Raw genomic sequence first — 23,590 nt, 5'->3', positions numbered from 1 at the left:
AGCTCCGCTTATTCGCCCACGGCCACGTAGCGGTAGCTTTCGCCGTCGTCCTCGTCCGCTTCCTGCGGGTCGTCCAGCACCACCTCGAAAGGCAGCGCCTTCAGTTTCGCCTGGTTTTCCTCGGAAATGTAATGGTGCGACAGGTCCAGGCGCTTCAGGTTCCCCAGCTGCGTGTGATTGAGCACGGCCACGGCGCCCAGGTCGCCGATGGTGCCCAGCGACAGGTCCAGCGTGTCGAGCTGCGCCACCAGCGGTTCCTCGGCCAGCCAGACGGCCAGGTCGTCGGCGATTTCCGCGTCGCGCAAGCCCAGGTAGCGCAGGGTCGGCACGGTCAGCTGCGCCAGCACCTTGCGGTACAGGTCCACGTCGCCCGAGAAGCCATAGTCGTCCGTGCCCAGCCACAGCTCCAGGTGTTCCAGCTGCGGCATGCTCGATTGGGCCAGCGCTTCGGCGATCTTTTGATCGAGGCCGCCCGCTTCGATGGTGAAGCGGCGCAGGTGCTGGTGCGCGAACGGCTCGATGACGAGCTCATTGCCGCCACGGATGCGCAATTCTTCCAGCAGCGGGAAGGCGTCCAGCAGGGGCTTGTAACTGCCTTGCACGATCCACGAGATTTCGCATTCCTCGTAAGTCATGTCGCCGATGAACAGGGCGCGCAGCTTCGGCAGCTGCGGCGCGTGGGCGATCAGCGCGGCCATCACTTCGTCGGCGCCCGATTCGTACGGGTCGCCCCACATGCCGATGATCAGCGCTTCGAGCGCGCCCTTGTCGGCTTTGTCGAGGAAGCCGGCGATCAGCTCGTCCATCTTGCGCTTGTCGTCGTATTCGAGCGACAGGCGGTAGACGATGCCCGGTGACGCATCGAACGGCAGGTCGGGGTCGTACTGGACGACTGTCTTGTTGTGGAAGGTGGTGGTGCTGTCGGAAATGGTCATCGCTGTGGCTCCGTGTAGGCGGTGGAGGCCTGGATGCCGCGCGCAGTGTGGCGGAGGGACGAGCCGGGATGTGCCGCGACGCTCTGCGAAGACATCCAGGCCTGGAAATCTTGTCTATACTAAAATCTTAGCATAGCCATATGGACATATTGCGCACTGCTGGCGTGCCTTATCGATGGATCACCACCAGCAAAGCCTTGCCCTCGGTCTTGCCCAGGTTGCGTATCGTATGCGGCTGGTCCGCCGGATAGCGTGCCGTGCCGCCATTCTTGACCTTTTTCTTCGCCGCGCCCACTTCCAGTTCCAGGTTGCCGTGGATGACCGTCAAATGCTCGGTGGTGCCCGGGTCGTGCGGCTGCGACGCCAGTTCGCCACCGGGCGCCAGGGTCACTTCATACCACTCGTATTTGCCGGCCAGTTCCATCGGTCCCAGGATGCGCAGCACGTAGCCCGCGTGGTCGCCGGGCAGGGTGGGGGTTTCGTGGGCATCCGTGATGCGGATGGTTTCCACGGCTTTTTCCGCGCTCGACAGCAATTCGCCGATCTGCACGCCCAGGGCGTTGGCCAGGCGCCACGTGATGGCGATGGTGGGATTGGCTTTTTCGCGCTCGATCTGCGACAGCATGGACTTCGACACGCCCGCGATGCGCGACAAATCCTCGAGTGTCAGGCCGCGCGCCAGGCGCAGCCGTTGCAGGGTGGCACCCACTTCAGGGGGAGAATTGGTCGAAACGCTGGTTTTCATCGGCAGGTGGCTTGCAAAGTTCAAAAGGCTTGGGTAATATCCACTATATTGAATTTCAGTTCGAAATAGTGGATTTTGAAGAAAAACATGGAAACGTGTAGACTTCAAACAGCGCTTCACGGTACAGCATTGTGCGCGCACCGGTCAAGCGGCGGCTTTTTCCCTATGGCGGCTGAAACCACACGCACACCACACGCATACATCAGGGACACAAGGAATATCATGAGCGAGCAAGCGAAGAACACCTTTTTCAGCGGTCTGCAACAGAATCTCGATCAACTGCGCCAGCAGGGCTTGTACAAGCCCGAGCGCGTGATCGCCTCGCGCCAGGGCGCTGAAGTGGTGTGCGACGATGGCCGCACCCTGATCAATATGTGTGCAAACAACTACCTGGGCCTGTCCGGCGACCTGCAGACGCAGGAAGCGTCTATTGCCGCCACGCAAAAATACGGCTACGGCCTGTCGTCCGTGCGCTTTATCTGCGGCACGCAAACCGTACATAAAGAACTGGAACAGGCGATTTCCGCCTTCCTGGGCACCGAGGACACGATCTTGTACGCAGCCGCCTTCGACGCCAACGGCGGCGTATTCGAACCGCTGTTCGATGAGAACGACGCCATCATCTCGGACGCGCTGAACCACGCTTCCATCATCGACGGCATCCGCCTGTGCAAGGCCGGCCGCTACCGCTATGCGCACAACGACATGGCCGACCTGGAAGTGCAGCTGCAGGCGGCGGTTGCCGCCGGCAAGCGCCATAAAGTCATCGTCACGGACGGCGTCTTCTCGATGGACGGCACGATTGCGCAACTCGACAAGATCTGCGACCTGGCCGACAAGTACGGCGCGCTGGTGATGATCGACGAATGCCACGCTTCGGGCTTCATGGGCGCGACGGGCCGCGGCACGCACGAACACCACAATGTGATGGGCCGCATCGACATCATCACGGGCACCCTGGGCAAGGCCCTGGGCGGCGCCATGGGCGGCTTTACCTCGGCGCGCAAGGAAGTCATCGACACCCTGCGCCAGAAATCGCGCCCCTACCTGTTCTCGAACACGCTGGCGCCATCGATCGCCGGCGCTTCGCTGTCGGTGCTGGAGCGCCTGGCCAAGTCGACGGAACTGCGCGACCGCCTGCATGACAACACGGCGTTCTTCCGCAGCGAGATCGAACGCATCGGCTTTACCATCAAGCCGGGCACCCATCCGGTGGTTCCCGTGATGCTGTTCGACGCCCCCGTGGCACAGAAATTCGCCGCCCGCCTGTATGAACTGGGCGTGCTGGTGACGGGCTTCTTCTACCCGGTCGTGCCGATGGGCCAGGCCAGGGTCCGCGTGCAGCTGTCCGCCGCGCATACCCGCGAGCAGCTGGTGCAGGTGCTGGCCGCCTTCGAGCAGGCCGGCAAGGAACTGGGTCTGCTGACCGCCACTACCACGACCAACTAACAAGAATTCAGGAAAATAGCATGGAACGCATCTTAGTCATTGGCGCAAACGGCCAAATCGGTAGTGAACTGGTGGGCGCGCTGGCGCAGCAGCACGGCGCTGACAACGTCATCGCCAGCGACATCGGCACGAACAATCTGTACCAGGCCAGGCGCTACGCGCAGTTGAATGTGCTGGACAAGGACGGCCTGGCGAAGATCATCGCCGACGAGAACATCACCCAGGTGTACCAGCTGGCGGCCATGCTGTCGGCCACGGGCGAAGCGGCCCCGCTGAAGGCGTGGAGCCTGAACATGGATGGCTTGCTCAATATCCTGGAACTGGCGCGCGAGCGCGGCGAAGCGGGCAAGCCGCTGCGCATCTTCTGGCCGTCGTCGATTGCCGCCTTCGGCCCGAACACGCCGCAAGTGAACACCCCGCAAATGACGGTGATGGACCCGACCTCGATGTACGGCATCAGCAAGCTGGCCGGCGAGCGCCTGTGCGAATACTACTTCAACAAGTATGGCGTGGACGTGCGCAGCATCCGCTACCCTGGCATCATCAGCTACAAGTCGCCTCCGGGCGGCGGCACCACCGATTACGCGATCGCCATCTTCCATGCGGCCTTGCGCGGCGAGCGCTATGACTGCTTCCTCGATGCGAGTACGACGCTGCCGATGATCTACATGCCCGACGCGATCCGCGCCACCATCGAACTGATGGACGCGCCGGCGGCATCGATCAAGATCCGCTCGTCCTACAATGTGGCCGGCGTGTCGTTCAACCCCGAGCAGCTGGCGAAGGCGATCGTGCGCATGGTGCCCGACTTCAAGATCAGCTACAAGCCGGACAGCCGCCAGGCCATCGCCGACAGCTGGCCGCAAAGCCTGGACGACAGCAAGGCCAGCGCCGACTGGGGCTGGAAGGCGCAGATCGGCGTCGAGCAGATGGTCACCGACATGCTGGCCAATGTCGATGCGGGGCAGGCGGCCAAGGCGGCCTGAATTCAGCACCGGCATTCATAAAAACATACTAATATAAAGAGACACTACATGGATATGAGCGTATTTGACCTGTTCAAGATCGGCATCGGGCCGTCGAGTTCCCACACGGTGGGGCCGATGGTGGCGGCGCGGCGTTTTCTGGTCGAATACGGTCCGCTGGACCAGGTGGTGGGCGTCGAGGCGGCCCTGTATGGCTCGCTGGCGCTGACGGGCGTGGGCCATGCCACGGACAAGGCCGTCATTCTTGGCCTGATGGGCGAAACGCCGCAAGACGTGGCACCCGACGAAGTCGACAGCAAGCTGGCCGCCATCGAGGCGGCCGGCGAGATCGCGCTGCTGGGCACGCACGTGGTGCCGTTTACGGCGGCCACGGGCTTGATCTGGCACAAGAGCGAATCCTTGCCCGAACACCCGAACGGCATGCGTTTTACGTTGAAACTGCTTGATGGCAGCCGCGTCGACAAGGTGTATTACTCGATCGGCGGCGGCTTTATCCGCGAGGCAGGCGAGGCGCAGGCGGAAGCTGCCGTGGAATCGGCCGCGTCCGCCCGCGTCGTCTTCCCCTTCGACACCATGGAGCAGTTGCTGGCGCATGGCGTGGAAAGCGGCCTGTCGATCCCGGAAATGCTGCGCGCGAACGAGTGCGTCAAGCGCAGCGACGAGGAATTGAACGCGGGCCTGGACCGCATCTGGCACGTCATGCGCGACTGCATCGCGCACGGCCTGGAAACGACGGGCAACCTGCCGGGCGGCTTGAACGTCAAGCGCCGCGCCGCCAAACTGTGGCGCCTGGCGCAGGAAGCGAAAGCGTCGGACAACCGCGCCAACGACTTGCCGCACGACGCCGTCCACCTGGTCAGCCTGTACGCGATGGCTGTCAATGAGGAAAACGCGGCGGGCGGCCGAGTGGTCACGGCGCCGACCAATGGCGCCGCCGGCATCATCCCGGCCGTGCTGCGCTACTACGCGCAGGATTGCCGCCCCAGCGATCCGGTCGGCGGCGTGCGCCGCTTCATGCTGACGGCCGCGGCCATCGGCATGTTGTGCAAACGCAATGCTTCGATCTCGGGCGCCGAAGTGGGCTGCCAGGGCGAAGTGGGCGTGGCCTGCGCCATGGCGGCAGCCGGCCTGGTGGCGGCCTTGGGCGGCACGAACGAGCAGATCGAAAACGCGGCCGAAATCGGCATCGAGCACCACTTGGGCATGACGTGCGACCCCATCGGCGGCCTGGTGCAGATCCCGTGCATCGAGCGCAATGGCATGGGCGCCGTGAAAGCGATTACGGCCGCCTCGCTGGCGTTGAAGGGCGACGGCACGCACTTCGTCAGCCTCGACGAAGTCATCGAAACCATGCGCCAGACGGGCGCGGACATGCAGGACAAGTACAAGGAAACGTCCCTGGGCGGCCTGGCCATCCACGTGATTACAGTCAACCACGCCGCTTGCTGATGCGCTGGTGGTGGCGTCGGATTACGCGCGCAGCGCTAATCCGACCTACGCCATGACGCAAGCAACGCAGGTTGGCGCATGTCGGCGCCGGTCGGCTTAGCCCGCAGGGCGTAAGCCGACATCACCAAATAAGTAAGCCGACATCACCAAAGCAGCAAGCCACCACCTCACTCCTCCTCAAACAACTGCTCCAGCCTCCGCGGGTAGTTATTTAAAAAATCACGCGTCACGGCATAGTGTTCCGTGTCTTCATACGCCACCTCATGGATGCCGCCGCCTGTAAACATCAGGATTTTCGCGTTCGGGTAGGCGAGCAGTATCGGCGAGTGGGTGGCGATGATCAGCTGCGAGTCGTCCTGCACCAGCTGATGGATCACCGATAAAGCCGCCATCTGGCGGCTGGGCGACAGGGCCGCCTCCGGTTCGTCCAGCAAATACAAGCCTTTGCCGCGCAGCTTGTTGATCAGGGTCGCCATGAACGCTTCACCGTGAGACTGCGCGTGCAGCGACTTGCCGCCGTAGCTGCCCAGGTATTCCGGCATGGCGTCCATGTAGGTGGCGACGTTGAAAAAGCTTTCGGCGCGCAGGAAATAGCTGTCCTCGGGTTTTTTATAGCTCTTGCTCAGGCGCAAGTGTGCATGCAAGCCCGATTCCTCGTCCGACGGCAGGGCGATGCGCACGTTGCGCGTGCCGCCATCCTTGCCGAAGCCCAGCCCCACGGCCAGCGCCTCGAGCATGGTCGACTTGCCGCTGCCGTTCTCGCCCACGAAAAACGTCACGTCGGGGTGGAAATCCATGTGCACGAAGTCGCGGATGGCGGGGATGGTGAACGGATAGTGATCGAGGTCGACGACAGCGTCGGAGCGCAGCGCGGCGCTTTGCAGATATGGTTTTTTACTCAGCGACATGGCCGGTTTTCGACTCCATTATTGGCACTTTGCAGGGCAGAAAGCTCAGTGTGGCCTAAATCGTCGGCGCGCGCCAGTGCATACGCGGGTCATGTTCGCCGGGCTTGATCTCATACAATTATGGCTTGTTTGATAATAAGCAGGCTCTCCAATTGTCACATCTTGATCAGGCTGGCGCCACGCGATTCGCCTTGGACGGCCGCTGGCACTATAATATCCGCTGCCATTCATGATCAACCGCACTCAGCTCAACTGGACTCTTCAAATCTATGCATTACGTGTCTACCCGCGCTGACAAAGCGCCATCGAATCCGCAGCAATTCTCCGACATCCTCCTGGGCGGCCTGGCCCCCGATGGCGGACTGTATCTCCCTGAACACTACCCGCAAGTCACTGGTGCCGAGCTCAATGCCTGGCGCACATTGTCGTATGCCGACCTGGCCTGCGAAATCCTGAAGAAGTTCGCCACCGATATCCCGGCCGCGGACCTGAAGGCACTGACGGCGAAAACCTATACCAAGGCAGTCTACAAGAACGCCCGCGCCGGCGAAAACGCAGCCGACATCACGCCGCTGCGCGTGCTCGAAGAAAACGTCGTCAAGGGCGGATCGACCACGCTGATGCTGCAGGCGCTGTCGAACGGCCCGACCCTGGCCTTCAAGGACATGGCCATGCAGCTGCTGGGCAACCTGTTCGAATACACCTTGGCCAAGCACGACGCCGAACTCAATATCTTCGGCGCCACCTCGGGCGACACGGGCAGCGCGGCCGAATACGCGATGCGCGGCAAGAAGGGCATCCGCGTCTTCATGCTGTCGCCGCACAAGAAAATGAGCGCCTTCCAGACGGCGCAGATGTTCAGCCTGCAAGACCCGAACATCTACAATATCGCCGTCGAAGGCGTGTTTGACGACTGCCAGGATATGGTGAAAGCCGTGTCGAACGACCTGCCGTTCAAGGCCAAACAGAAGATCGGCACCGTCAATTCCATCAACTGGGCGCGCGTCGTGGCGCAAGTCGTGTATTACTTCCGCGGCTACCTGGCGGCCACCACCAGCAACGAGCAGAAAGTGTCGTTCACGGTGCCGTCGGGCAACTTCGGCAATATCTGTGCCGGACATATCGCCCGCATGATGGGCTTGCCGATCTCGAAACTGGTGGCGGCGACGAATGAAAACGACGTGCTCGATGAATTCTTCCGCACGGGCGTCTACCGCGTGCGCAAGTCGGCCGAGACGTACCACACGAGCAGCCCGTCGATGGATATCTCGAAAGCGTCGAACTTCGAGCGCTTCGTCTACGACCTCGTGGGCCGCGACAGCGAGCGTGTGCGCGCCCTGTTCACGAAAGTGGAAACGCATGGCGGCTTTGACCTCTCCGGCAAGCCTGGCAGCGACGGCGATGAATTCAAGCTGGTAGCCAAATACGGCTTCAAGTCGGGCAAGTCCACGCACCAGGACCGCCTCGACACCATCCGCGACGTCGCCGACGACTACGGCATCACCATCGACACGCACACGGCCGACGGCATCAAGGTGGCGCGCGAACACCTGGAGCCGAACGTGCCGATGATCGTGCTGGAAACGGCGCTGGCGGCCAAGTTCAACGAAACCATCCTCGAAGCGCTGGGCGTGGACGCGGAACGCCCGGCCGGCTTCGAAAACATCGAGGACTTGCCGCAAAAGTTCGTTGTGATGGGCACGGACGTGGAAAAAATGAAGGCGTATATCGCCGCCAATACGGGCTTGTGATGACGGACGCCAGCACTGTACGCAAACCCATGCTGTCGGTGGCCGAAGCGCAAGCCTTCATGCTGGGCGCGGCGCGCCCGGTGACCGAGGTGGAGCTGGTCGACACCATGCGCGCCAACGGCCGCGTGCTGGCCACGGCGCAAACGTCGACCCTGAACGTGCCCGAGCGCGACAACACGCAGATGGATGGCTATGCCGTGCGCGCCAGCGATTGCGCCAGCGGTGCGGCCAGCCTGCCCGTGTCGCAGCGCATCGCGGCCGGTCACGTGGGCCAGCCCTTGCAGCCGGGGACGGCGGCGCGCATTTTTACGGGCGCCCTGATCCCCGAAGGCGCCGACTGCGTCGTGATGCAGGAGCAGTGCACGGCGGCGGACGGCGTGGTGACGGTCAACCACGTGCCGAAAGCCGGGGAATGGGTGCGCCGTCAGGGCGAGGATATCCGCGCCGGCGGCATCATCCTTGGCGCGGGCCGGCGCCTGCGCAGCCAGGAAATGGGCCTGGCCGCTTCCGTGGGCCTGGCGCAGCTGCCCGTGCTGCGCAAGCTGCGCGTGGCCGTGTTTTTCACGGGCGACGAACTGGCCATGCCGGGCGAACCGCTGGCACCTGGCGCCGTCTACAACTCGAACCGTTTTACCTTGCGCGGCCTGCTGGAAAACCTCGGCTGCGAGATCACGGACCTGGGTATCGTGCCCGACAGCCTGGAAGCGACGCGCGCCGTGCTGCGCCAGGCGGCGCAGGGCAATGATTTGATCATCACCTCGGGCGGCGTGTCCGTGGGTGAGGAAGACCACATCAAGCCGGCCGTGGAAGCGGAAGGGCGGCTGAACATGTGGCAGATCGCCGTCAAGCCGGGCAAGCCGCTGGCGTTTGGCGAAGTGCGGGAGGCGTTCTTTATCGGCTTGCCCGGCAATCCCGTCTCCAGCTTCGTCACATTTTTGCTGTTCGTGCGCCCGTTCATCCTGCGCCTGCAGGGCGTGGCGGGCAACCTGGCGCCGCGCAGCTACAAGCTGCCGGCCGCGTTCGAGCGCCTGAAGGCGGACAAGCGCAACGAGTTCCTGCGCGCCAAAGTGAATGATGAGGGCGAGCTGGAATTGTTCGCCAACCAGAGTTCGGGCGTGCTGACCTCCACCGTGTGGGGCGACGGTTTGATCGATTGCCCGCCGGGGCTGTCGATTGCGCGCGGCGACATGCTGCGTTTTATCCCGTTTAACGAATTGCTGTACTAAGGAAGTATCGATGAAGATCAATCTGCGATTTTTTGCCAGCGTGCGCGAACTGGTGGGCAAGGGTCACGAAGTGCTGGAAGTGGCCGGGCCGCTGACGGTGGGCGAGGTGAGAAACCTGCTGATTGCCCGGGGCGGCAACTGGGAGTACGCGCTGGCCCAGGGCCGCGCGCTGCGCACGGCGCACAAGCAGGTGATGTGCGATGCCGACACCGTGATCGGCGAAGGCGACGAGGTGGCGTTCTTCCCGCCCGTAACGGGCGGCTGATCCCGTTTCTCAAACAAGACGGCCACTTCATCGAAGTGGCCGTTTTTTCATGACGATCTGGTTTTCGGTTTGTCCCCGCTGCACGTGGCGCAGGCGACGGCCTTCCTGTAGCGCCAGTATTTCGAGCCGATGAAGATGGCCGACGCCACCAGCGACCAGGCCAGCGCGCTGAGGATGTCGGTCTGGCTGGTCGTGCCCTTGCTGTACTCGACCACCGTCAGGATGATGAATAAGATCGAGCTGGCCAGCAAATAACGGGAAATCCAGAATCCTGCACCCATGTGTTTCTCCTCTTGTCGTCGCGTTGTCGCGTGAAGTCAAGCCGCCGGTCGCTGCGGCCTCTGCGCGCAGTATGCATCATTTTTCGGCATTCTTGCCATCTCCGGGCCTTATCTCGACTAAAATGCCGGGGTTTTCACCGTCTTTCAGCCTGCCATGACCGATTCCAGCCTTCCTCCCTTTCACATCGCCGTCATCGGCGGCGGCCCCGCCGGCCTGATGGCCGCCCAGGCGGCCAGCGACCAGGGGGCGAGGGTGGAGTTGTTCGACGCCATGCCGTCCGTCGGCCGCAAATTCCTGCTGGCGGGGCGGGGCGGCATGAACATCACGCACGCGGAAGGCTACCAGGCCTTCGTCTCGCGCTACGCCCGGCAGGCGCACCGCGTGAAACCGGCGCTGGACCAGTTCGGGCCGCAAAAGGTGCGCGACTGGGTGCACGGCCTGGGCGTCGAGACCTTTGTCGGCTCCTCGAACCGCGTCTTCCCCACGGACATGAAGGCGGCGCCCCTGCTGCGCGCCTGGCTGCACCGCCTGCGCGAAGCGGGCGTGCAATTTCACATGCGCCACCGCTGGACGGGCTGGCGCGACGGCCAGCTGGCCTTCGCCACGCCGGACGGCGAATGCCTGTGCGCCTTCGACGCCGTGATCCTGGCCCTGGGCGGCGGCAGCTGGGCGCGGCTTGGTTCGGACGGCGCCTGGGTGCCGCTGCTGCAAGGGCAGGGCGTGGCCGTGGAAGCGCTGGCGCCGGCCAATTGCGGCTTCGACGTGGACTGGAGCGAACATTTCAGCAGCCGCCATGCGGGCGAACCGCTGGCGACCGTGGCCATCACGGCGCATGACATCGACGGCTTGATCATCAAGCGCCAGGGGCAGTTCGTCATCACGGCGGGCGGCGTCGAAGGCAGCCTGATTTATGCGCTGTCGGCCGCGCTGCGCGAGCAGATCGCACGCGACGGCCACGCCACCATCTGGCTCGACCTGGCGCCCGACCACACGCATGAACGCGTGTTCGAGGAAGTGACGCGCCCGCGCGGCGCCCGTTCCATGTCCAGCCACCTGAATAGCCGGCTGGGCATCAAGGGCGTGAAATCGGGCTTGCTGCGCGAATGCCTGAGCGCGGCCGACTTTGCCGACGAAGCCAGGCTGGCGGCCGCCATCAAGCTGCTGCCCGTCACGCTCAAGCGTGCGCGCCCCATCGATGAAGCGATCAGCAGCGCCGGCGGCGTGGACTTCGACGGCATCGACGGCAGCATGCTGCGCGCCATGCCTGGCGTGTTCGTGGCGGGGGAAATGCTGGACTGGGAAGCGCCGACAGGCGGCTACCTGCTGACGGCCTGCCTGGCGCAAGGCAAGGCGGCCGGCGAGCAGGCGGTGGCGTGGCTGGAAAAGAATTGCTGAAAGAGAAATGCTTCAACGCCACGACGCAGCTCACAATCGTAGCGAGCGGCCCCGAGTTGTGGCTGAGAAGCGCAGCTGTACTCTGGTACGGGGCCGCCGAGGCAGCGAGCATCGCCAGCCGCAAATCGCGCCGCGCAGTAGATTGTGAACTGCGTCATCATTAATGCCAGATGATGTCGCCCGACCCGCTTTTCTGGGTCTCGCGCTGGCGCGGGTTGCCGTGCACGTGGATGTCGCCGCTGCCGCGCAGGGTCAGGTTGGCGGCGTCGCGCACGAAGACGGTGCTCTGGCCCGAACCTTGCAGGCTGACGCTGGCCTTGTCGGCCGCCAGGTGTTCGGCATCGATGTCGCCTGAGCCGCTCAGGTCGGCACGCAGGAATTTCGTGTTGCCGCTGGCGGCGATGCGCCCGGAACCGACCATTTCCAGCACGACGCTGTCGCTGTTGCCGGCATTGATGTCGAGATCGCCACTGCCGTTGACAGTCGCTTGCACTTGCTTGTAGCGGCCCGTGAAGCTGACGTCGCCTGAACCCATAAGTTCCAGGATGAAACTGTCGCCGGAAAATCCCGTGATCCTGCTGTCGCCATTGCCGTGCACTTCCAGTCGCACGAGGGTTGGCAGCACCAGTTCCACCTGCAGCGGCTGGCGATGGTGGAACAGCATGCCTTTCGGGCCGATATGCAGGGTCGTGCCGTCGGCCGTCGTGTCGACGTTCGACAGCAGGCGTTGTTCGCCGCTCACTTTCAGCGATGGCGTGGCGCCGCGGCGCAGCACCAGGTCGATGGGACCGGCCAGATCGATGCTGTTGATATTGGCGGAAATCGGGCGCGTGTCGCTGCGCACGGCGCGGCCGGCAGCGCTGCTGGGATTGCTGATCCCCTTGGCGCGCAGCGCCGCATACGACATGGCGATCAGGACCATGGCCAGCAAGAGCATGGACAGGCCGACTTTGAGCAAGCGTTTCATGGCAGCCTTTCTAGTGACCTTTGAGCAGGGAGACATTCATGGCGATATAGCGCTTGATACCGATCAAGGTATAGCGCGTGACCACCAGACTGAGCAGGAATATGGCGATGCCGCCGAGCAGCATGCCGACGCCGAAGACGGTTTGTGTGGTGCGCGCATCGCGGTCCATGTCGGTGGAGATGCGGATGCCGCCGCCGGCCAGCGCTTCGGCCCGCTCCATCATGCGCGACGAAGCGCCGGGTGCCTCCGCTTCAGCCGGTTCACGCTGCAAGGGGCCGGGCACATGGTCGATTTCGATGCCCTTGTCGCCGATGGTGATGCGCGTTTCGCGCCGTTCGTCGCCTTCGCCGCCCTCGTCGCCATGAATGAAGACGTGGCGCAGCGGCCCCTCGAGCACCAGTTCGTTGGCGCCGGACAAGCCGCTGGCCGTGATGGCGATGCCGGCCAGGTAAAAGCTCAGGCCGGCGGCATACAGGGTGGCCAGCAGCGCTGCGTAGACTGCGGCGGGCACGACCATGAACAGGTTGAAGATGGCCAGGCCCACCAGCGAGACGAGCAGGCGCAGCAGGTTGACGGGAGTTTTCTTTTGCTCGAACGCCTGGCGGTGGGTGCTGCTGCGCAAGGTGAGGGCGATCTTTTTCGGGTCGCCCAGGTCGTCGGCGATTTCGTGCTCGCTGCGGCCGGCCGCCGCGCCTTCGATGAAGGTCTGTTCGTAATAATCGAGGGTCTTGGCCACCAGGTCCGGCGGCAAGCCTGCCAGCGCGCGCCGCAGTGCCTCGAGATAGTCTTGCTTGTTCATCATATTCTTCCTGTTACTCCGCTTCGCCGCCTCAGCCCACCGCCGGCAGCAGCATGCTTGCCTGGCTCAGCAGCAATGGCGTTTGTGGCACTTGCTGTCCGTGAATGACGATGACGGTGGCGAGCAGCACACAAGCGAGCAGCGCCACGGCTTTCAAGCTGTTTTTCAAGTGCAAGGTGGTGTGCATGGTATTTTCCGTGGCATGGCCGTTGTCGATGATCAGACTGTACCCAAGCGCACGCGAGCGCACCAGCACGGTGCGACAGAATGCAATTTCGCGGGGGCGAGCGACACCAGGGCGGGATGCACCGTCAAGTCTGTTTTGCCGCCTTGCCCGTGTTCGCCATCCTGGCCGCCGCCACGCCGCTGCGCACGGCCGCTTCGATGGTGGCCGGATAGTCCTGCGTCCGGTCGTCATTGGCCGTGTAGTCGCCGGCCAGCAGCAGGCCCGGCATGCCGCTGGCATTGCCGGGGCGCGCCAGGTCCGGCGTGCAGGCAAAGGTGGCGCGCTTTTCCGTGATCAGCTGGCTCCAGGCCGGTTGCGCCAGTTCCGGGCGCTGCAGCACTTGCGCCAGCTGCGCGGCGATCGCCTGCGCCAGCGGACCATGGCCTTGCTCGGCGGCAGGGCCGGACGCGCTGATGACGACGGCCAGCAAGCCCGCCTGATTCGCGTCGAGCTGGCCCCGGTCGAAGACGAACTGCCCCCAGTGCTGTTGCTCTGGCGCATCGACAAGCGCGTAAAATGGCAAGTCCAGGCGCACGCTGGCGTCGTACTGCAGGTAGCAGGTGCTGATGGCTTCCGGTGTGAAGGCCTGCATTTTGGTAATAACGTCATCGAGGCGCGCGTCCTGCACGCCTTGCAGCAGACTGGCCGCTTGCACGGATGAGGTGGCGACGATGACGCCGTCATAGTGTTCGCCATCATCGACGCCATCATCGAGTCGCCAGCGGCCATCGGGCAAGGCGTGCAAGGCGGCCACCTTGGCGCCCGTGCGCACCGCGCCGCCATGCTGTTCCACATAGCGGGCGGCCGCGTCGGGCAACAGGGTGGAGAGGTCCGCTTTCGGGATCAGCATGTCGGAGGCGCGGCGGCGCGATGCGCCCAGGCTGTCGCGCAGCACGTTGATGAAGACGCGGGCCGACGCGCGCTCGGGCGGCGTATTCAAGGCTGCCAGGCACAGCGGGTGCCACATCAGGCGGTTCAAGGTGTCCGTCTGGTCGAAGCGCTGCAGCAATTCGGTTACCGTACAATCGTTGTACAGCTGCCAGCCCATCCAGCGCATGGCGGTGGAAAAACGCATCAGGGACAGCTTGTCGGCGCGCTGCAGCCCCTTGGCGCGCAGCAAGGCCCATGCCAGGTGCAGCGGCGCAGGCAGGCGCGGCGCGAGAAAATCCATGCCTTTGGTGCCGGGCGGATAGCGCATCTGCAGGGGCAGGGTGAGGATCAGCTCGGCCGGGTCTTGCCCCGCCAGCTTGATCAGGCGCAAGGTTTCCGTGTACGCGCCCAGCAGGATGTGCTGGCCGTTGTCGAGCACCGTCTTTTCCCGTTCGACCCGGCGCGCACGCCCGCCCAAGGTGCGCGCCGCCTCGTAGACGGTCACGGCATGGCCGGCGCGCGCCAGTTCCATGGCCGCCGCACAGCCGGCCCAGCCGGCGCCGATGACGGCGTAGCGTTGCTTCACGCTACTGTCAGCCACGAACCCAGGTCTTCCAGGCCAGCCACAGTTTGCGGATCGGCGTGAGCGAGATGCGCTGGTTCAGCACGTGATAGCCGTCGCGCTCGACTTCGTTGAGCAGGGTGCGGTAGATGGCGGCCATGATCAGGCCCGGGCGCTGGGCGCGGCGGTCTTCCGCCGGCAGCAGGGCGAACGCTTCGTCGTAGGCTTTTTGCGCGCGCGCCACCTGGAAGCGCATGAGGTTTTCAAAGTTTTCGCTGTGGCGCGCGTTCAGCAAATCGGCCGCCGTCACATTGAATTGCTGCAATTCGCTGATCGGCAGGTAGATGCGACCCTTGCGCGCGTCTTCGCCCACGTCACGGATGATGTTGGTCAGCTGGAAGGCATGGCCCAGCTTTTCCGCGTACAGCAGGGTTTCCGGGCGGGTCGCGCCGAAGATGCTGGCCGACAAGATACCGACCACGCTGGCCACGTGCCAGCAATAGCGGCTCATGGCCTGGTAATCGAGGTAGCGGGTCTGGTTCAAGTCCATTTCCATGCCGTCAATGATGGCCTGCAAATGCTTTTCTTCCAGCTGATACATGTCCAGGTGCGGCTGCAGCGCGCGCATCACGGGATGTGTGGGGTTGCCCTCGTACATGGCCTTGACTTCCTTGCGCCACCAGACCAGCTTGGTGCGTGCCACGGCTTCGTCCGTGCATTCATCGACCGTATCGTCGACTTCGCGGCAGAAGGCGTACAGGGCCGTGATGGCCTTGCGGCGCTCGGCCGGCAGGAACAGGAAGCTGTAGTAGAAGCTGGAGCCGCTCTGGGCGGCCTTTTGTTGGCAGTATTCGTCGGGAGACATAGTCAAAAGAGCAAGGGTTGCAGATCGAAGCCGCTATTCTATCGTCTTACAGAGTGGGCGACGGGGGAAAAGCCGTTTTTACTTGTGTCTCTTGATGCAGGCTTTTGCGCGACATGCGCAGGGCGCGCCAGAAAATGATCAGCCAGTCGCGTTTCTCCAGCTTGGGACGGCGTCGGAACACGTCGTAATTGACGGCTTCGATGCATTCGAGAATGCGCAAGCCCCCTTGCACCACCAGGCGCAGTTCCCAGCCGATGCGTCCGCGCAAGCGCAGGGCCAGCGGCGCGCCGGACAGCATCAGCGCGCGCGCGCGGGCCACTTCGAAGCGCATCAGGGCACTCCACTTGCCGTGCGCCTCGGGCCGCTCGAAGGCGGCGGCGGAGACGGCAAAGCGGCTCAAGTCTTCCATCGGCAGATAGATGCGCTCTTTTTGCTGGTCGATGGCAACGTCTTGCAAGAAATTAATTAGTTGCAAAGCTGAACATATGGCATCGGAATCGCGTACATTCTGTTCATCGGCCGCACCGTACAGATGCAGCATCAGCAGCCCCACGGGGTTGGCGGAGCGGGCGCAGTAATCGAGCACGTCATCGTAGCTGGCGTAGCGCGTCGTTTCCACATCCTGCTTGAAGGCGGACAATAAATCGTGGAACGGCTTGAGCGGCAGCTGGAACTTGGCGATGACGGCGGCCAGGCGTTCGAACATGGCGGCGTTCTCGCCGGCATGGCCTTCCTGGCGGGCGATGCGGCCCAGCGCCTCTTCGTAGGCGTGTAGAAAGGCCAGGCGTTCGGCCGGTGTGGCGTCGCCTTCGTCGGCCAGGTCGTCGGCGCTGCGGGCGAAGGCATAGATGGCTTCTACGGCGGGCACCAGGCGGCGCGGCAGTAAAAATGATGCAACAGGAAAATTTTCGTAATGGTCTACAGGCATGAACACACTTCTCTAGTCTTGCGTTTGTCCGGCACTCCCGCAAACGCTGGAATGTGGCCGGACGTTGTACGTCTCAAGATTAATGACGCAAAAGTCACTAAAAACTTTTACGCACGATTATAATTAATAACCAGAAAGTCATTAGCGGAAAATCGTCCCCCGCTACGACCAAACTGATATTGTCACAAATTTAAGGATATCGCGTGCGAAAAAGTTTGGCTTGGCCCAAAGGACAGGCAAAAAGTTTCTCCGCATAAAAATATTGCAGCCCGCATAGTAAAGGAAAATACCTTGTTTGCCCTGAAAACCCTGCGCCGCGAGACCGGCGCATCCGCACTTCCTGCCTTGCGGCTGATTGCCGCCGCGGCCCTTGCGACTACCCTGGCGGCCTGTTCCAAGCCTGCCGTCAAAGTGGAAGACGTGCGTCCCGTCCGTGCCATCGTGTTGTCTAGTAGTAATGTTGACGTGAGTGCCGAGCTGTCGGGCGAAGTCGTGCCACGCGTCGTGTCGCAGCTGGGTTTCCGCGTGGGCGGCAAGATCGTCGCGCGCAAGGTCGACGTGGGCGCCAGCGTCAAGAAGGGGCAAGTGCTGATGCAACTCGATCCTGTCGACTTGCAGCTGTCGCAGGCGCAGGCCAAGGCTTCGCTGGTCAGCGCGGAAACGAACCGCGACCTGGCGCGCGCGGAATTGAAGCGCTACCAGGACTTGCGCGAGAAAAATTTCGTCAGTCAGGCTGTGCTCGATGGCAAGGACGCCACCTACAAGGCGGCGCAGGCAAACGTGGAAGCGGCGCAAGCCCTGTACCGGGGCCAGGCGAACCAGTCCGGCTATGCCAGCCTGCTGGCCGATGCGGACGGCGTCGTCACGCGCATCGATGCGGAAGTAGGGCAGGTGGTGGCGCCCGGCGCGCCCGTCGTGGTGGTGGCCAAGAGCGGCGAGAAGGAAGTGGTGATCGGCATTCCTGAAGACAAGGTAGAAACCTTGCGCAGTGTCAAGGATGTGGTCGTGCGTCTGTGGGCCGACCCGAAGCAGGCGCTGCCGGGCAAGATCCGCGAAGTGTCGCCCGTGGCCGATGCGGCCACGCGCACCTATACTGCCAAGGTGAGCATCCCGGACGCGCCGCAAGTGCGCCTGGGCATGACGGCCGTGGTGCAGTTCGCTTCCCAGACGGCCACGCCGCAGATCAAGGTGCCGCTGACGGCCCTGTTCAATGAAAAGTCGCAAAGCTCCGTCTGGGTGGTGGAAAACGGCGCCGTGAAGCTCGTGCCGGTGACGGTGGGCGGCGTGGCGGGCAATGAGTTGCTGCTGGCCTCGGGCGTGAAAGCGGGGCAGACGGTGGTCACGGCCGGCGTCAACCTGCTCAAGCCTGGCCAGAAAGTGACCATCCTCGGCGCCGAACTGGCCAGCAAGCCGGATGTCGCCGCTGCCGCCGTCAGCGTGGGTGCGGCCAAATGAAGGGCGGCTTCAATCTGTCGCGCTGGGCCCTCGAACACATCCCGCTGACGCGCTACCTGATGGCCGTGCTGCTGATCGGCGGCATGCTCAGCTACGCCAACCTGGGTCAGGATGAGGATCCGCCGTTCACCTTCCGCGCCATGGTCCTGCAAGCGTACTGGCCCGGCGCCACGGCGCTGCAGATGGCCGAGCAGGTGACGGACAAGCTGGAAAAGAAACTGCAGGAAACGCCATACATCGACGAGATCACCAGCTATTCGAAGCCGGGCGAAACCTTGATCCTGCTGGAGCTGCGCGAATCGGCGCCGCCCAAGGAAACGGCCGCCGCCTGGTACCAGGTGCGCAAAAAGATCGGCGACATCAAGGGCACCTTGCCGGCCGGCGTCGTGGGCCCGTTCTTCAACGACGAGTTCGGCGACACCTACGGCTCCATCTTCGCCCTGTCCGGCGACGGTTTTACCTATGCCGAAATGAAGGATTACGCGGACAAGGTGCGCCAGGAACTGCTGGCCGTGGGGCAGGTGTCGAAAGTGGAACTGTTTGGCGTGCAGGATGAAAAGATTAATATTATCTTTTCGCACAAGAAATTTGCCCAGCTGGGCATTCCTTTCGACGCCATCGTGCAGCAATTGTCCGAGCAAAACAGCATCAACGCCACGGGCGTGCTGGTGACGCCGACGGACAATCTGCAAGTGCGCGTGACGGGCGCCATGCTGACGGTCAAGGACCTGGAAAACCTGGAATTGCGCGCCAACGGCACCACCTTCCGCCTCGGTGACTTTGCCACGGTGAAACGCGAATTCGTCGATCCGCCCAAGGACAAGATGCGTTTCAATGGCAAGGAAGTGATCGGCCTGGGTGTGTCGATGGAAAAGGGCGGCAACATCATCGACATGGGCAAGGCCTTGCAGGCAACGGTGACGCGCATGAAGGGCGAGTTGCCGGTTGGCATAGAATTGCAGCGCGTGTCGAACCAGCCGGAAGCCGTGTCCGCTTCCGTGGGCGAATTCGTGCATACCCTGATCGAAGCCATTTTGATCGTGCTGGCCGTCAGCTTTGTCGCGCTGGGCTTGCACACGAAGCCGCTGCGCATCGACGTGCGCCCGGGCCTGGTGGTGGCGCTGACCATCCCGCTGGTGCTGGCCGTCACCTTCCTGTTCATGCGCCTGCTCGACATCGACTTGCACAAGATTTCGCTGGGCGCGCTGATCATCGCGCTGGGTTTGCTGGTCGATGACGCCATCATCGCCGTCGAGATGATGGTGCGCAAGATGGAAGAGGGCATGTCCCGCTTCGATGCGGCCACGTTCGCCTATACGTCGACGGCCATGCCCATGCTGACGGGCACCCTGATCACGGTGGCGGGCTTCTTGCCCATCGGCCTGGCCAAGTCGGCCGCCGGTGAATACACGTTCTCCTTGTTCTCCGTCAATGCGCTGGCCCTGATCATCTCGTGGGTGGTGGCCGTCGTCTTCACGCCCTATATCGGCTACATCTTGCTGAAGGTGAAACCGCACGCGCATAACGACCATGAATTGTTCGACACGCCGAACTTCCGCCGTTTCCGCCGCGCCGTCACCTGGTGCGTGGAATGGCGCAAGACGACGATTGCCGCCACCCTGGCCATCTTTGCGCTGGGTATCTACGGCTTTAACTTTATCGAAAAGCAATTCTTCCCCGATTCCAGCCGTCCGGAGCTGATGGTGGAACTGTGGTCGCCCGAAGGCACGACGTTTGCTGCTAACGAGAAACAGGTGAAGAAATTCGAGGCTTTTGTTGGCAAGCTCGACGGCGTGGAAAGCGTCACCAGCTACGTGGGCACGGGTAGTCCCCGTTTCTACTTGCCGCTCGATCAGATCTTCCCGCAGACCAACGTGTCGCAAGTGGTGGTCTTGCCGAAGAGCCTGGCCGACCGCGAACGCTTGCGCCAGCAAATCGTCGACGTCTTCAAGAAAGATTTCCCGGAAGTGCGGGGCCGGGTGAAACTGTTGCCGAACGGGCCGCCGGTGCCGTATCCCGTGCAATTTCGCGTCATGGGGCCGGAGGTGGCCGGTGTGCGGGCCATTGCCGACCAGGTCAAGGACATTATGCGCGCCAATCCGAACACCCTGGGCGTGAACGATAACTGGAATGAATCGGTGAAAGTGCTGCGCCTGGACCTGGATCAGGACAAGATGCGTGCGCTGGGCGTTACCTCGAAAACGGTGATGCAGGCGGCCAATACAATTCTGTCGGGCACGGTCATCGGCCAGTTCCGCGAAGACAACAAGCTGATCGATATCCAGGTACGCCAGCCTTTGGCCGAACGGGCGACGATTTCCGTGCTGAATGACACGAATATCCCGACGGCGACGGGCAAGTCCGTGCCCATCTCGCAGCTGGCCCGCGCGCATTTTGTATGGGAACCGGGTGTGGTCTGGCGCGACAAGCGCGAATGGGCCATTACCGTGCAGTCCGACGTGATCGACGGCATCCAGGGCGCCACCGTGTCGACGCAACTGGCGCCGCAGCTCGATGCCTTGCGCGCCAAAATGCCGGCCGGTTACCGCATCGTCGTGAAAGGCGTGGCGGCCGACAGCGGCGAGGCGGAAGCGTCGATCTCGGCGAACTTGCCGCTGGCCATTTTCATCATCTTCACCTTGCTGATGCTGCAACTGCACAGTTTCTCGCGTTCCTTGCTGGTCTTCCTGACGGGGCCGCTGGGCGTGGCGGGTGCCGCGTTTGCCTTGCTGGCGCTGGGCCGGCCACTTGGTTTCGTGGCCAACCTGGGCATCATCGCGCTGTTCGGCATGATCATCCGCAACTCGGTGATCCTTGTCGACCAGATCGAGCAAGACATCAATGACGGTTCGACGCCATGGGACGCCATCATCGACTCGGCCGTGCGCCGCTGCCGACCCATCGTGCTGACGGCCGCCGCCGCGGCGCTGGCCATGATCCCGCTGTCGCGTTCGGTCTTCTGGGGACCGATGGCGGTCGCCATCATGGGGGGATTGATCCTGGCAACGGCCTTGACCTTGCTGTTCCTGCCGGCCCTGTATGCGGCCTGGTTCCGGGTCAAGAAGCCGGAGCCTGCGACCGCAAAAGAGGGCTAGTAGGCAACGCCAAGGTGCAGTCATAAAAAAGGCGGCATTCCTCTGGGAAATCCAGTAGAATGCCGCCTTTGCTTTACCGAGGGCTTGCTCTATCAGTCCACGGTAGCCAGATCGCCCACGAGTTGTTAAAATCAGGGGCAGCAGCCTGTGGCAAGTAGCACAAAGTAGTACAAATGCGGATGTGGTGGAATTGGTAGACACGCTGGTCTTAGAAGCCAGTGCTTCGGCTTGGGAGTTCGAGTCTCCCCATCCGCACCAATCCGGGTTGTTCCAGCCCGGAAGTGCAGCACCATCAAAATTTTCCCTGAACTTATTTCATCAGCCCAGTTTCATCAGCCCAGTGCGCCGAGTGCGCCCAGTTGCCGGCTCGACTGTTGCACCATCTGCGCAATCAGTGCCTGCGCCTGCGGGTAGCCGCTTCTTTTCATTAATTTATCATCTTCAGTCAGCGGCCAAAGTGCCTGCAAGACGCGCTGCCGTGCCTGCGGCCAGTTGTACTCCTGCGCATGGGTTGACTGCGGTGCTTCCTGATCCAGCAGGTACAGCGCCTCGCGCGTCATCGCGACCTCTTGCTGCGCCTGGGCGGCCAGCGTGTCGCTGCGGGGCGGCGGCTGCCGCGCGAGGAAAGTGTCGAGCTTGCGGCTCTGGCGTTCGTACAGGTCGAGCAGCAGGTGCAAGGTGGCGCCGCTGGGCCGCCGTTGCGTGTCGAGTGCGTCGAGCACGTGCAGCAGCCAATGCGTCATCTGGCGCCCGGCCAATCCCAGTTCCGGCCAGGTGGTGCTGTGCAATTGTTCGCCCAGGTAGCGGGCGCGGTCGATGGCGCGCCGGCTGCCGCTCATGTGCTGGCCGATGGGGCCGTACTGTGGCGCCAGCGCCGCTTCCTGGCGCTCGGCCAGCAGGCACAGCAACGCCAGGTGGACATATACATGAAAGGCGGCCAGGGTGCGATGGGCATCCCAGTAGTGATTGCCGTCATCATCGGGCGCGTTCCACAGCGAGCAGACCTTGGCGCCGTCGTCGCGCGCATAGTCGGGCGCCAGCAGGCTGTGGCCGTGGCGGAAGTCGTACAGTTTCTGGTGCAGCGACTCGTGCAGCAAGTGCTCGGCCAGCCACCAGGGGTTGCCGATCAGCTCCTGGTTCAGGAACACGCTGCCATTGACGCGAAATTGCGAGCTGGACGCCTTGCCGCGCCACGTGCCCAGCTTGGGAAACAGGGCGATCAACTGGACATGAGAAAGCGCGCTGGCCGTCAGGCGGGGCAGCAGGGTTTCCAGCAAGCCTAGCCCGCGGCGCAGCAGCGCCCGTTCCTGCGGCGTGGGCGTGGCCAGCGGTGCGCCGTAGTTATCGTCCATCACGGCAAGGAAAGCGCGCGCATACGGCGTGCCTTCCTGCCAGGCATGCCATATGCAGGTGTCACATTCGGTGTCCGCTTCTTCCATGGTGCGCCCCTCGTGCAAGCGTGCCACGGGCGGCAGATGGGCCACCAGCGGGCCGCCGGGCAGGCCCGCTTCCAGGTGCTCGCTGGCCGCCCGGAACAGTGCCGCGCATTGCGGCAGGGGCAGTCCGTACTCGTCACCCAAGTGCAGCTGGCGCATGGCGTGCTGGACGGCGCAGCGCAGCACCGTGTCGCCCAGTAACTGGCGTTGGCGCGCGGGCGGCGCCGTATCGAGCGCGCCGGCCAGCCGTTCGGCCTCGGGCAGGGTGCCGCCCAGCTTGTGCAGGCGCCGCCGGTAGGCGACGGCCAGCTGGTCGCGGATGTAGCCGCTGTCGCCAAAGGCGCGGTGGGTCACCAGCGCCGTTTCCACGGCGGCCAGCACGTCCGCATCCGGTGGAGCGGCTCGCAGGGTAGGCGCAGCCACTGCCGGGTCAGGCGACGGTAGGGTGGTCGTGGTCGTGGTGGCCATCGCCCTTCATGCGCAATTCCATTTCATCGACTTCCGTCTGGATTTTTTGCAGATCGTCGTCCGTGACGCCGTCGAGCAGGCGGCTGAGGACCATTTGCAGCTTGGCTTTGGCATTGCTGGAGTTGCTGGATGTGCTATCGCTCATGATGTTTTCTCCTTTAAATTCACTTGGAGAGGGGATGCGCGGCTTAGGTTTGCCTGAAAAATGGCCAAATTGAGGTAAATCAAAGGTTTTTTGGCCGAAATCTTCGCCAGGAGCGCATTTCTTTGTTTCGGACGGGGCGCCAGTTCGCATATACTAATGAACGAAGCAGGCTGGAAAGCCTGTCTCTGGCGAAATAAAGAATGCCGGGGCAAGAGTAAAGACAGGGCCATCCAGGCTGTAGCGATTCGTTCGCCGCCGCCGGTATCCTCTGTGGCGTGGCTGCAAAGCCAGCCACTTTCCCGAAGTCCTTTGTTATAATGCCACGCTTTACCGAATGATGGCCGGCCCTGCATTTACTGAGAAGCAGGGTTGGACGCTCGGAG

21 protein-coding genes and 1 tRNA gene are annotated in these 23,590 nt (G+C 63.0%); 10 read left to right on the top strand and 12 right to left on the bottom strand.

Annotated features, from left to right (window positions below; translation table 11 throughout):
- Positions 1-8: 8 nt before the first annotated feature.
- Both OX462_RS14925 and OX462_RS14920 read right to left on the bottom strand, forming a co-directional pair.
- The gene (locus tag OX462_RS14925; protein WP_070288214.1) at positions 9-935 is read right to left on the bottom strand and encodes an STM4015 family protein; all 927 of its coding nucleotides are present in this window, start codon (positions 933-935) and stop codon (positions 9-11) included.
- Positions 936-1,104: 169 nt separating this feature from the next.
- Entirely contained in the window at positions 1,105-1,680 is a 576-nt protein-coding gene (locus OX462_RS14920) for a helix-turn-helix domain-containing protein (protein WP_070218654.1), read from the bottom strand.
- A gap of 222 nt (positions 1,681-1,902) precedes the next feature.
- Here OX462_RS14920 and kbl point away from each other — a divergent pair, with 222 nt between their 5' ends.
- The 3 genes from kbl to OX462_RS14905 are packed head-to-tail and all read left to right on the top strand — an operon-like array spanning position 1,903 to position 5,564.
- Positions 1,903-3,129, top strand: coding sequence for a glycine C-acetyltransferase (gene kbl / locus OX462_RS14915; RefSeq protein ID WP_409026422.1), 1,227 nt, complete (start codon positions 1,903-1,905; stop codon positions 3,127-3,129).
- 20 nt (positions 3,130-3,149) lie between these two features.
- Complete coding sequence (locus OX462_RS14910; protein ID WP_070311979.1) at positions 3,150-4,115, top strand: L-threonine 3-dehydrogenase, SDR-type; 966 nt, start codon at positions 3,150-3,152, stop codon at positions 4,113-4,115.
- A 48-nt stretch (positions 4,116-4,163) separates the two neighbouring features.
- Positions 4,164-5,564 (top strand): L-serine ammonia-lyase, encoded by a 1,401-nt coding sequence (locus tag OX462_RS14905; protein WP_409026421.1) that lies wholly within the window; start codon positions 4,164-4,166, stop codon positions 5,562-5,564.
- Positions 5,565-5,731: 167 nt separating this feature from the next.
- On the opposite strand, the gene OX462_RS14900 is transcribed toward OX462_RS14905, so the two are convergent.
- Complete coding sequence (locus OX462_RS14900) at positions 5,732-6,472, bottom strand: AAA family ATPase (protein WP_070311981.1); 741 nt, start codon at positions 6,470-6,472, stop codon at positions 5,732-5,734.
- 269 nt (positions 6,473-6,741) lie between these two features.
- Here OX462_RS14900 and thrC point away from each other — a divergent pair, with 269 nt between their 5' ends.
- The 3 genes from thrC to OX462_RS14885 are packed head-to-tail and all read left to right on the top strand — an operon-like array spanning position 6,742 to position 9,714.
- Entirely contained in the window at positions 6,742-8,223 is a 1,482-nt protein-coding gene (thrC, locus tag OX462_RS14895) for a threonine synthase (RefSeq protein ID WP_070218659.1), read from the top strand.
- Positions 8,223-9,449, top strand: coding sequence for a molybdopterin molybdotransferase MoeA (glp, locus tag OX462_RS14890; RefSeq protein WP_409026420.1), 1,227 nt, complete (start codon positions 8,223-8,225; stop codon positions 9,447-9,449). Before thrC ends, glp begins: the two co-directional genes overlap by 1 nt.
- Before the next feature lie 10 nt (positions 9,450-9,459).
- Positions 9,460-9,714, top strand: coding sequence for a MoaD/ThiS family protein (locus tag OX462_RS14885; RefSeq protein WP_409026419.1), 255 nt, complete (start codon positions 9,460-9,462; stop codon positions 9,712-9,714).
- 47 nt (positions 9,715-9,761) lie between these two features.
- On the opposite strand, the gene OX462_RS14880 is transcribed toward OX462_RS14885, so the two are convergent.
- Positions 9,762-9,995: a hypothetical protein gene (locus OX462_RS14880; RefSeq protein WP_070218662.1), complete on the bottom strand. Its 234-nt coding sequence runs from the start codon at positions 9,993-9,995 to the stop codon at positions 9,762-9,764.
- A 154-nt stretch (positions 9,996-10,149) separates the two neighbouring features.
- Here OX462_RS14880 and OX462_RS14875 point away from each other — a divergent pair, with 154 nt between their 5' ends.
- On the top strand, positions 10,150-11,391 hold the full coding sequence (locus tag OX462_RS14875; protein WP_409026418.1) for a TIGR03862 family flavoprotein: 1,242 nt from the start codon (positions 10,150-10,152) through the stop codon (positions 11,389-11,391).
- Between the two features lie 160 nt (positions 11,392-11,551).
- Here the strand turns inward: OX462_RS14875 and OX462_RS14870 are convergent, their stop codons facing one another.
- The 6 genes from OX462_RS14870 to hpnC all read right to left on the bottom strand — a co-directional run bounded on the left by OX462_RS14870 (position 11,552) and on the right by hpnC (position 16,608).
- Positions 11,552-12,358, bottom strand: coding sequence for a head GIN domain-containing protein (locus OX462_RS14870; RefSeq protein WP_070218664.1), 807 nt, complete (start codon positions 12,356-12,358; stop codon positions 11,552-11,554).
- A 10-nt stretch (positions 12,359-12,368) separates the two neighbouring features.
- Positions 12,369-13,160: a DUF1700 domain-containing protein gene (locus OX462_RS14865; RefSeq protein ID WP_409026417.1), complete on the bottom strand. Its 792-nt coding sequence runs from the start codon at positions 13,158-13,160 to the stop codon at positions 12,369-12,371.
- Positions 13,161-13,188: 28 nt separating this feature from the next.
- The gene (locus OX462_RS14860) at positions 13,189-13,344 is read right to left on the bottom strand and encodes a hypothetical protein (RefSeq protein ID WP_162995637.1); all 156 of its coding nucleotides are present in this window, start codon (positions 13,342-13,344) and stop codon (positions 13,189-13,191) included.
- Between the two features lie 124 nt (positions 13,345-13,468).
- Positions 13,469-14,839, bottom strand: a complete 1,371-nt coding sequence (gene hpnE / locus OX462_RS14855) for a hydroxysqualene dehydroxylase HpnE (protein WP_409026416.1) — start codon at positions 14,837-14,839, stop codon at positions 13,469-13,471.
- 7 nt (positions 14,840-14,846) lie between these two features.
- A complete protein-coding gene (hpnD, locus tag OX462_RS14850) occupies positions 14,847-15,680 on the bottom strand; it encodes a presqualene diphosphate synthase HpnD (RefSeq protein ID WP_070311986.1) in 834 nt (277 codons plus the stop codon).
- A 46-nt stretch (positions 15,681-15,726) separates the two neighbouring features.
- The gene (hpnC, locus tag OX462_RS14845) at positions 15,727-16,608 is read right to left on the bottom strand and encodes a squalene synthase HpnC (RefSeq protein WP_070218668.1); all 882 of its coding nucleotides are present in this window, start codon (positions 16,606-16,608) and stop codon (positions 15,727-15,729) included.
- A gap of 291 nt (positions 16,609-16,899) precedes the next feature.
- Here hpnC and OX462_RS14840 point away from each other — a divergent pair, with 291 nt between their 5' ends.
- The 3 genes from OX462_RS14840 (at position 16,900) to OX462_RS14830 (ending at position 21,416) form a co-directional block, all read left to right on the top strand.
- Positions 16,900-18,063, top strand: a complete 1,164-nt coding sequence (locus OX462_RS14840) for an efflux RND transporter periplasmic adaptor subunit (protein ID WP_083287531.1) — start codon at positions 16,900-16,902, stop codon at positions 18,061-18,063.
- Complete coding sequence (locus tag OX462_RS14835) at positions 18,060-21,158, top strand: efflux RND transporter permease subunit (RefSeq protein WP_070218669.1); 3,099 nt, start codon at positions 18,060-18,062, stop codon at positions 21,156-21,158. Before OX462_RS14840 ends, OX462_RS14835 begins: the two co-directional genes overlap by 4 nt.
- A gap of 175 nt (positions 21,159-21,333) precedes the next feature.
- Positions 21,334-21,416, top strand: a tRNA-Leu gene (locus OX462_RS14830).
- A gap of 74 nt (positions 21,417-21,490) precedes the next feature.
- Here the strand turns inward: OX462_RS14830 and OX462_RS14825 are convergent.
- Together OX462_RS14825 and OX462_RS14820 are read right to left on the bottom strand one after the other, a co-directional pair.
- On the bottom strand, positions 21,491-23,062 hold the full coding sequence (locus OX462_RS14825; protein WP_409026415.1) for a hypothetical protein: 1,572 nt from the start codon (positions 23,060-23,062) through the stop codon (positions 21,491-21,493).
- Complete coding sequence (locus OX462_RS14820; RefSeq protein ID WP_070218671.1) at positions 23,025-23,207, bottom strand: hypothetical protein; 183 nt, start codon at positions 23,205-23,207, stop codon at positions 23,025-23,027. The genes OX462_RS14825 and OX462_RS14820 overlap by 38 nt, the downstream gene beginning before the upstream one ends.
- Between the last annotated feature and the right edge of the window lie 383 nt (positions 23,208-23,590).

The organism is Janthinobacterium aestuarii (assembly GCF_046113285.1).
Lineage (GTDB): Bacteria > Pseudomonadota > Gammaproteobacteria > Burkholderiales > Burkholderiaceae_D > Janthinobacterium.
This window is presented reverse-complemented; position numbering and strand designations above follow the sequence as displayed.